Raw genomic sequence first — 7702 nt, 5'->3', positions numbered from 1 at the left:
GTAGAGATTGTGATACCGCGCTCACGCTCTTCTGGAGCGTTATCGATAGATGCGAAGTCTTTCGCTTCACCGCCGTACACTTTAGCAAGAGTAGTACAGATAGCTGCTGTTAGAGTTGTTTTACCGTGGTCAACGTGGCCGATAGTACCAACGTTTACGTGTGGTTTTACACGTTCAAATTTTGCTTTAGACACAATCGTGTTCCTTCCTAGTTATGATTCGCCGTGATCATTATTGATCGACGACGCGCCAGAAAATGTTATTTTATGCGCCAACGCTCGTTAGCGCAATATTTGGACGGCTTGATCTGGCAAAAAGTCGTAAACTTTTTGCCGTTCAGTCGTCAATTAGTAACCACGCTCTGCAATAATTTTATCTGCGAAGTTTTTCGGCACTTCAGCGTACTCGTGAAACTCCATAGAGTAAGACGCACGGCCTTGAGTTGCAGAACGTAGGTCTGTTGCGTAACCAAACATCTCAGATAGTGGAACTTGAGCACGGATGATCTTCAGACCAGCCACACCTTCATCCATACCTTCGATGATACCGCGACGACGGTTTAGGTCACCAACAACGTCACCCATCCAATCTTCCGGAGTGGTTACTTCGACATTCATCATTGGCTCTAGAATCACAGGTTGCGCTTCTAGTGCACCTTTCTTGAATGCCATTGAGCCAGCGATCTTAAACGCCATCTCACTTGAGTCTACATCGTGGTAAGAACCATCAAATAGTGTAGCTTTAATATCTAGTACAGGGTAACCCGCTAGAACACCACTATTCATTTGCTCTTCGATACCTTTCGATACCGAGCTGATGTATTCCTTAGGAACCACACCACCCACGATTTCGTCGACGAATACGAAACCTTCACCAGGCTCTGAAGGCTCAAGTTTGATCCACACATGACCGTATTGACCACGACCACCTGATTGACGAACAAACTTACCTTCCACTTCCGCTTTACCACGAATGGTTTCACGGTAAGCAACCTGAGGTTTACCAACGTTACAATCAACGCTGAATTCACGCTTCATACGGTCAACGATGATATCTAGGTGAAGTTCACCCATACCTGAGATCAGAGTCTGACCTGTTTCGTCGTCCGTTTCCACGCGGAATGATGGATCTTCAGCAGCCAGTTTACCTAGCGCGATACCCATTTTTTCTTGGTCTGCCTTAGAACGAGGTTCTACAGCAATCTGAATAACTGGCTCAGGGAATTCCATACGTTCCAGAATCACTTTGTGGTTCTGGTCACATAGAGTGTCACCTGTAGTTACGTCTTTCAGACCAATAGCAGCGGCGATATCACCAGCGCGAACTTCTTTAACTTCTTCACGCTTGTTGGCATGCATCTGAACGATACGACCAAAACGCTCTTTCTTCTCTTTTACAGAGTTGTAGACACCGTCACCTGAGTTTACTACACCAGAGTAAACACGCATGAAAGTAAGCGTACCCACAAATGGGTCAGTCGCGATCTTAAACGCTAGCGCAGAGAAAGGTTCGTTGTCGTCAGCGTGACGCTCAACTTCATTTTCTCTTTCATCAACACCTTTAATTGCAGGTACATCAGCTGGTGATGGCAAGAATTCGATCACTGCATCTAGTACCGCTTGAACACCTTTGTTCTTAAACGCACTACCACAAGTGGCAAGTACAATTTCGTTATTTAGTGTACGAGTACGTAGCGCTTGTTTGATCTCAGCTTCAGTCAGCTCACCTTCTTCAAGGTACTTGTCCATCAGCTCTTCGCTAGCTTCCGCAGCAGATTCAACCATATGGTTGCGCCATTCTTCGGCAAGCTCGATCATGTCAGCTGGAATGTCTTCGTATGTGAACGACATGCCTTGGTCGGCTTCACTCCAGTTGATCATTTTCATCTTAATAAGGTCGATGACACCTTTGAAGTCCTCTTCAGCACCAACGTTAAGTTGGATTGGAACAGGATTCGCACCAAGACGATTTTTAATTTGGTCCACAACGCGTAGGAAGTCTGCGCCTGCACGGTCCATCTTGTTAACAAAAACCATACGTGGAACGTGGTATTTGTCTGCTTGACGCCATACAGTTTCAGACTGAGGTTCAACACCAGATGAGCCACAGAACACAACCACAGCACCATCAAGTACACGAAGAGAACGCTCTACTTCGATAGTAAAGTCAACGTGTCCAGGGGTATCAATGATGTTTACGCGATGCTCTGGGAATTGTGCTTCCATACCACGCCAGAATGTCGTAGTCGCAGCTGAAGTGATAGTGATACCACGTTCCTGCTCCTGCTCCATCCAGTCCATGGTTGCTGCACCATCGTGAACTTCGCCGATTTTGTGAGAAAGGCCAGTGTAGAACAGAATACGCTCAGTTGTGGTTGTTTTTCCTGCATCTACGTGAGCACAGATACCGATATTACGGTAGCGCTCAATAGGAGTTTTACGAGCCACGATTGTATCCTCTTACTAAGGTGTACCTTAGAGTATAGAAAAGTGCTGCGAGAGAACCTCGCAGCACAGAAGGTATTACCAGCGGTAATGAGCGAACGCTTTGTTTGCGTCAGCCATGCGGTGAACGTCTTCACGTTTCTTAACCGCAGTACCTTTGTTCTCAGACGCGTCTAGCATTTCAGCAGCTAGGCGTTGAGCCATAGATTTTTCACCACGCTTGCGCGCAGCTTCAACCAACCAACGCATAGCAAGTGCGTTACGGCGAACCGGACGTACTTCTACAGGTACTTGGTAAGTTGAACCACCAACACGGCGAGATTTAACTTCTACCGCAGGGCGTACGTTTTCAAGAGCTTCTTCAAAAATAGCTAAGTGGTCTTTACCAGACTTTTCAGCCATAGCATCTAGTGCAGTGTAAACGATTTTCTCTGCAGTAGATTTTTTACCGTCAACCATTAGGATGTTAACGAATTTTGCCAGCAATTCAGATTTGAATTTTGGATCTGGAAGGATCTTACGCTGACCAATGACGCGACGACGTGGCATGGATTTATCTCCGTTGTCTTCTTCAGGTTTTATCCAAAACTTTTCAGTTTTTTCAAAAAATTAAAAATAATTTAGTGTTTGGCCTTACTTAACGGAATCCATTAAGACTTAGGACGCTTCACACCGTACTTAGAACGACCTTGTTTACGGTCATTTACGCCAGCACAGTCTAGTGCGCCGCGAACAGTGTGGTAACGCACACCTGGAAGGTCTTTAACACGACCACCACGGATTAGAACAACTGAGTGCTCTTGAAGGTTGTGACCTTCACCGCCGATGTACGAAGTAACTTCGAAACCGTTTGTCAGACGAACACGACAAACTTTACGAAGTGCTGAGTTAGGTTTTTTAGGTGTAGTAGTGTAAACACGTGTACATACACCACGTTTTTGTGGGCACGCTTCTAGTGCAGGCACGTTGCTTTTAACAACTTGCTTTGCACGTGGCTTACGTACCAACTGGTTAATAGTTGCCATTAACTAGCTCCTGATTTACTTGAAAGTAAGCTTTGTGAAAAATCTAGCCCTAATTACCTTTAGGCATTTAGGGACGCAAAATTCTATGCAGCAGTGAGAGGTGTGTCAAGAAATATACGGATCTTTTTTGTTCAATTGGGGTAATTAGTCCGTAAAGCTTTATCGACAGTAATTCATGTTCAATCCCAAGTAAGGGATTTATCTTGTTTTACGGTCAATTCAACGAAGCCAGTATAGGTCACTACACTAACGGAAGGACTGATGCGATTTGCCATTCCTCTGGCTTGAATATCGCTCTCGAGAGCGAAGACAGCCGCGTTCTTGACATGATGGAACGCTTGATGCTGCGGGTTTGCAGCGTACACAGCATCTTCAATGAGTAAAATGTCGTCTTGTTCACTCCAAAGAGTCACAGCATCTTCTAGGGCAGAGACGGTTTTGATGATATGTAACATGGCGTCCTCAGAATGACAGTAGTTTGCCTGCTTGTTGCAGTTTCTCTTTAACTTGTTCAAGCGTTAACGCCTGTGCATCGATGACCAAGTCGGCTTGAGCTAATCCTCGCTGCGCAAGTGAATCAGAGCAAACAAACACTTGTTCAATATCATACAGATCGAACAGCTTGAGCATAGGTGCGTAATCTTTGCTTAGAATGGCTGATGGATCTTGCCCTAGCAAAAGCTGGTAAACACCATCGCCGATAAATATCACGCTAATGTCTTCGCAATAGGCGGAAGCGGCAAGCAGGGCATCCACACCCTCGCGTCCAGAGGACTGCCCGTGAGGCGCGCTACGAAATAAATAAGTTAACTGGCTCAAAACTGCACCACTCGGTCCTGGGTTAGCATTGCTTCGGCTAAACTGCCTAATCCTGCCTGAGTAAAACCTTGCGCTAAATTGTTTTGACTTAAGCCGTGCTGGTTGGCTTCTTCTTCACTCACAATCCCGCGACGCAATGCCGCTGCCACGCAAGTTTCAAGGCGCACGCTGTGCTCCTCAGCGAAGACTTGCCATGCTTTATTCAAATCGAACTCATCGTTGGCTGGTACACTCAGTGCGCTACCATTGCTCACGCCCTCTTGGTAGAAAAACACACTCACTACCGTGTGCCCTTGCTCAACCACCGCTTTGGCAAATTGATAGGCGCTGCGGGCAGACTGGCTACCGTACACTGGGCCATTTACAAGCAAAGTGTAAGTTAATCCACTCACTCTGATTCGTCCTCAGTTTTACGCTGACGAATGTATAAATAGACCGTGTGCTTAGAGATATTCAGACGATCAGCGACGCGGTTAATCGCATCTTTGATGTCAAAAATACCTTTGTCGTACAGTTCCATAACGATCTGACGGTTCTTAGTGTTGTTTGATACCGATTTGTCCGCATTAATTTCTTCAATCGTGCGCTCAACCGTCTGGTCCACCAGCTCTTCAACATCACTTGCGAAGTTCACTGATGATGCCGCCTCTTTGGCCTCTTGTGTTGGCATAAAAGATTGCAACACTTGCGAGAATGGCGCATCCAGATTGACGTTAATACATAGCAGGCCAATAACACGGTTCTCGCCATTACGGATAGCGACCGTGATCGACTTCATCAACACGCCGCCTTTCGCACGCGTAAAGTACGAACGAGAGAAATTGCGCTCAGAGCCTTCGATGTCTTTGAGCATTTTCAGTGCTAAATCTGTGATAGGTGAGCCAACCTGACGACCTGTATTTTCACCATTGGCTATTTTAATCGCAGAGGTATTTAGATCTTCCAGAGAGTGAAGAACGATTTCACAGAACGGGCCAATCAGACTGGCAATACCATCAACGACCGCCTCGTAAGACCTCAAGATGATTTTATCGTGCTCAGTGAATGGCATCACGTTGACGGATTCCATTTCGAGCAACATCTCCGCATTAATTGTTTCTGTAGTTGTCATAAGCCTTCGAGCGAAAAATCAACAAATTGGTGTAAGTTTATCAGAAAATTTGAAAGTCAACCTAGCAAACTCTCCAACTAGTGACCTAGAACAAAAAAGGCCCGTTAAACGGACCTTTTTCAATAACTTAGCTTGAGTTATTCTGATTACTCAGCTTTATCATTCTCTACTTTTAGCAGTTCAACTTCGAATACGAGCGTTGAATTAGCAGGAATGCTTGGCGTGTCTTGGTCGCCGTAAGCAAGCTCTGGTGGGATAACGAACTTGAATTTAGAACCTACAGGCATTAGCTGCACGCCTTCCGTCCAACCTGGAATTACACGGTTTAGAGGGAATGTTGCCGGCTCGCCACGATCGTATGAGCTATCGAACTGAGTACCATCAGTCAGTGTGCCTTTGTAGTGAACCTGTACTGTGTCAGTATCTTTTGGCTTCTCGCCTTCTGCTGGAGTGATCACTTGGTAAAGAAGACCAGATTCCGTTTTCACTACGCCTTCTTGCTTCTCAAACTCAGCGCGGAAGTCATCGCCAGCTTTCTTCGCTGCTGCCGCTTTCTCAGCCGCTTGCGCTTGCATCTTGTCCGCTACGCGCTTATCCAGAGATTCTAGCGCTGCGCGAGTTTCTTCTTCATTTAGCTCAGCGTTGCCTTTAAATACATCTTCAATACCTTTAAGAACAAGGTCTTTGTTTAGGTCGATGCCGATTTCGCTTGGTTTCTCGATGCTAGTGCTTAGGTAGTTAGCAAATGAAACGCCAATTGCGTACGCCGCTTTGTCATCGTCGGTTTTAAAGTGAACTGCTTTGCCAGTTTCTGCTTGAACTTGCTCAGCTTGAGGTGCAGCTTCTTCTGCTTTTGTTTCTTCTTTCTGACAGCCTACCGCTAGCATTACTGTTGCAGCAAGTAGCGACACTTTTAAAACTGATTTCATTAAATTCTCCCAATAATGGCTTAGCCATTGGTTGTTGTGCACAATTCTTCTATGAGACTAGTGAAGACAATCGTTATACCAATATACTAGCTATATGTCTTAAGACACAAACTGGATTATTAGATGTGATGCAAAGAATTTCTCATTTATTCCTATATTTAATTGTCATCACCACGTTAAATGGTTGCTTTTTTACCGAGTCTGAAGTGCAACGCTGGCCCCTTGAACCGCAAGGGTCGACCAGTTTTGCACTGAGCCGCGATGGCAGATTCGCACTGCTCTACTCTCAAATAGATCACTTAATATTATGGGACCTTGAGCAAAATGAACAATTAGCCAAACTGGGCGAACTGGATGCTGATGCGAATGTGGTGTCACATATTCGCATCTCAGACAACGGCCGTTATGCGGTGACTGCAGGCCAGATGAACTTCGCGGTCTGGGATCTCGGCTGGACACAAGCCAAGGGGCTTTGGTCAATTTCAGATGCTCTGATTCGCGATATAGACATCACCAGTAACGGCGAACAAGTGCTGCTTGGCCTTTCAAACGGTAAAGCGATTTATGTCAACTTAGTCACCGGGCGTCGTCTGGAGTTCCTTGCTCATCAAGAAAAAGTCAACAGCGTGGCTATATCTCCCAATGGCCGTTTTGCGCTAACGGGTGGCAATGACTATAAGGCCTTTCTCTGGGATACCGAGTCCGGACAGATTCTGCGAGCCTTTGAGCATGAACAACGAGTGGTAAGGGTTGCTTTGCAACGCGATGGGAAACTGGCGATGAGCTCGGATGGCGGCAACCAATCCATTATCTGGAATTTGGAGACAGGTGAAAAAGTGTCGGAGTTGAGCAGCTGGTCTCGTCAGCTGATATTCTCCACCGCAAGGTTCTCTGATGACGGCTCTCAACTGGTCACTGGCAGCCCATCCGGTCGCGTGTCCGTGTGGGATACTCAGAGCGGTAAACGAGTCGATGGATTCGAAGTCGAGCCGAAAAAAGATACTCGCCCTCCTCGTGCGGTCGTGTATGATGCAGCCTTTGATGCCAAACAACGTGTAATTACTGCCACTTCCGCAGGTATCGCCCAGGCTTGGCAGTTAGAGAACGGATCATGACAGAAAAACTTATTCAGCAACTGGAAGCGCGTATTAATGACCTTGAGTGTCAGGCTGCGTTCCAAGAACAGACGATTGACGATCTGAACCAAGCGTTATCTCAGCAACAATTGCTGATTACTAAGATGCAAGATCAGATGAAATACGTGGTGGGCAAAGTAAAAAATATGGATTCATCCAATATGGAAGATCCAGCCAATGAGCCGCCACCACCACACTACTAATGTGTGGCGAGAAAGACGAAACAAAGCCCGGCAAT

11 protein-coding genes are annotated in these 7702 nt (G+C 46.1%); 2 read left to right on the top strand and 9 right to left on the bottom strand.

Going from position 1 to position 7702, the window contains the following annotated elements; all coding sequences use genetic code 11:
• The 9 genes from V1U08_RS22490 to fkpA form a co-directional block, all read right to left on the bottom strand.
• On the bottom strand, positions 1 to 194 hold a 194-nt coding region (locus V1U08_RS22490), incomplete at its 3' end, for a GTP-binding protein (protein ID WP_330471446.1).
• Between the two features lie 153 nt (positions 195 to 347).
• The gene (fusA, locus tag V1U08_RS22485) at positions 348 to 2447 is read right to left on the bottom strand and encodes an elongation factor G (RefSeq protein ID WP_014233171.1); all 2100 of its coding nucleotides are present in this window, start codon (positions 2445 to 2447) and stop codon (positions 348 to 350) included.
• Between the two features lie 75 nt (positions 2448 to 2522).
• Positions 2523 to 2993 (bottom strand): 30S ribosomal protein S7, encoded by a 471-nt coding sequence (rpsG, locus tag V1U08_RS22480; RefSeq protein WP_005382796.1) that lies wholly within the window; start codon positions 2991 to 2993, stop codon positions 2523 to 2525.
• Between the two features lie 101 nt (positions 2994 to 3094).
• Entirely contained in the window at positions 3095 to 3469 is a 375-nt protein-coding gene (gene rpsL, locus V1U08_RS22475) for a 30S ribosomal protein S12 (protein ID WP_004399892.1), read from the bottom strand.
• A gap of 179 nt (positions 3470 to 3648) precedes the next feature.
• Positions 3649 to 3924 carry a sulfurtransferase complex subunit TusB gene (gene tusB, locus V1U08_RS22470; RefSeq protein ID WP_330471445.1) on the bottom strand — a complete coding sequence of 92 codons (276 nt, stop codon included), beginning with the start codon at positions 3922 to 3924 and terminating at the stop codon, positions 3649 to 3651.
• 7 nt (positions 3925 to 3931) lie between these two features.
• The gene (gene tusC, locus V1U08_RS22465) at positions 3932 to 4288 is read right to left on the bottom strand and encodes a sulfurtransferase complex subunit TusC (protein ID WP_014233173.1); all 357 of its coding nucleotides are present in this window, start codon (positions 4286 to 4288) and stop codon (positions 3932 to 3934) included.
• Positions 4285 to 4680 carry a sulfurtransferase complex subunit TusD gene (tusD, locus tag V1U08_RS22460; protein ID WP_330471444.1) on the bottom strand — a complete coding sequence of 132 codons (396 nt, stop codon included), beginning with the start codon at positions 4678 to 4680 and terminating at the stop codon, positions 4285 to 4287. Before tusD ends, tusC begins: the two co-directional genes overlap by 4 nt.
• Positions 4677 to 5399 carry a helix-turn-helix transcriptional regulator gene (locus V1U08_RS22455; RefSeq protein WP_014233175.1) on the bottom strand — a complete coding sequence of 241 codons (723 nt, stop codon included), beginning with the start codon at positions 5397 to 5399 and terminating at the stop codon, positions 4677 to 4679. The genes tusD and V1U08_RS22455 overlap by 4 nt, the downstream gene beginning before the upstream one ends.
• Before the next feature lie 146 nt (positions 5400 to 5545).
• Positions 5546 to 6328, bottom strand: a complete 783-nt coding sequence (gene fkpA, locus V1U08_RS22450) for an FKBP-type peptidyl-prolyl cis-trans isomerase (protein ID WP_014233176.1) — start codon at positions 6326 to 6328, stop codon at positions 5546 to 5548.
• 128 nt (positions 6329 to 6456) lie between these two features.
• Between fkpA and V1U08_RS22445 the strand changes: the two genes are divergently transcribed.
• Both V1U08_RS22445 and V1U08_RS22440 read left to right on the top strand, forming a co-directional pair.
• Positions 6457 to 7443 (top strand): WD40 repeat domain-containing protein, encoded by a 987-nt coding sequence (locus V1U08_RS22445; protein ID WP_330471447.1) that lies wholly within the window; start codon positions 6457 to 6459, stop codon positions 7441 to 7443.
• Positions 7440 to 7667: a SlyX family protein gene (locus V1U08_RS22440; protein WP_014233178.1), complete on the top strand. Its 228-nt coding sequence runs from the start codon at positions 7440 to 7442 to the stop codon at positions 7665 to 7667. The genes V1U08_RS22445 and V1U08_RS22440 overlap by 4 nt, the downstream gene beginning before the upstream one ends.
• Positions 7668 to 7702 lie beyond the last annotated feature (35 nt).

Origin of the sequence: Vibrio sp. YYF0003 (genome assembly GCF_036350715.1) — a bacterium.
GTDB classification, from domain to species: domain Bacteria; phylum Pseudomonadota; class Gammaproteobacteria; order Enterobacterales; family Vibrionaceae; genus Vibrio; species Vibrio natriegens.
Note: the sequence above shows the minus strand (reverse complement) of the source record. Positions and strands in the feature narration are given on the sequence as shown.

Excerpts from the sequence above, each read along its gene's own strand:
- rpsG (WP_005382796.1), bottom strand. The coding sequence starts at position 2,993 with ATGCCACGTCGTCGCGTCATTGGTCAGCGTAAGATCCTTCCAGATCCA.
- rpsL (WP_004399892.1), bottom strand. The coding sequence starts at position 3,469 with ATGGCAACTATTAACCAGTTGGTACGTAAGCCACGTGCAAAGCAAGTT.
- tusB (WP_330471445.1), bottom strand. The coding sequence starts at position 3,924 with ATGTTACATATCATCAAAACCGTCTCTGCCCTAGAAGATGCTGTGACT.
- V1U08_RS22455 (WP_014233175.1), bottom strand. The coding sequence starts at position 5,399 with ATGACAACTACAGAAACAATTAATGCGGAGATGTTGCTCGAAATGGAA.
- fkpA (WP_014233176.1), bottom strand. The coding sequence starts at position 6,328 with ATGAAATCAGTTTTAAAAGTGTCGCTACTTGCTGCAACAGTAATGCTA.
- V1U08_RS22445 (WP_330471447.1), top strand. The coding sequence starts at position 6,457 with ATGCAAAGAATTTCTCATTTATTCCTATATTTAATTGTCATCACCACG.
- V1U08_RS22440 (WP_014233178.1), top strand. The coding sequence starts at position 7,440 with ATGACAGAAAAACTTATTCAGCAACTGGAAGCGCGTATTAATGACCTT.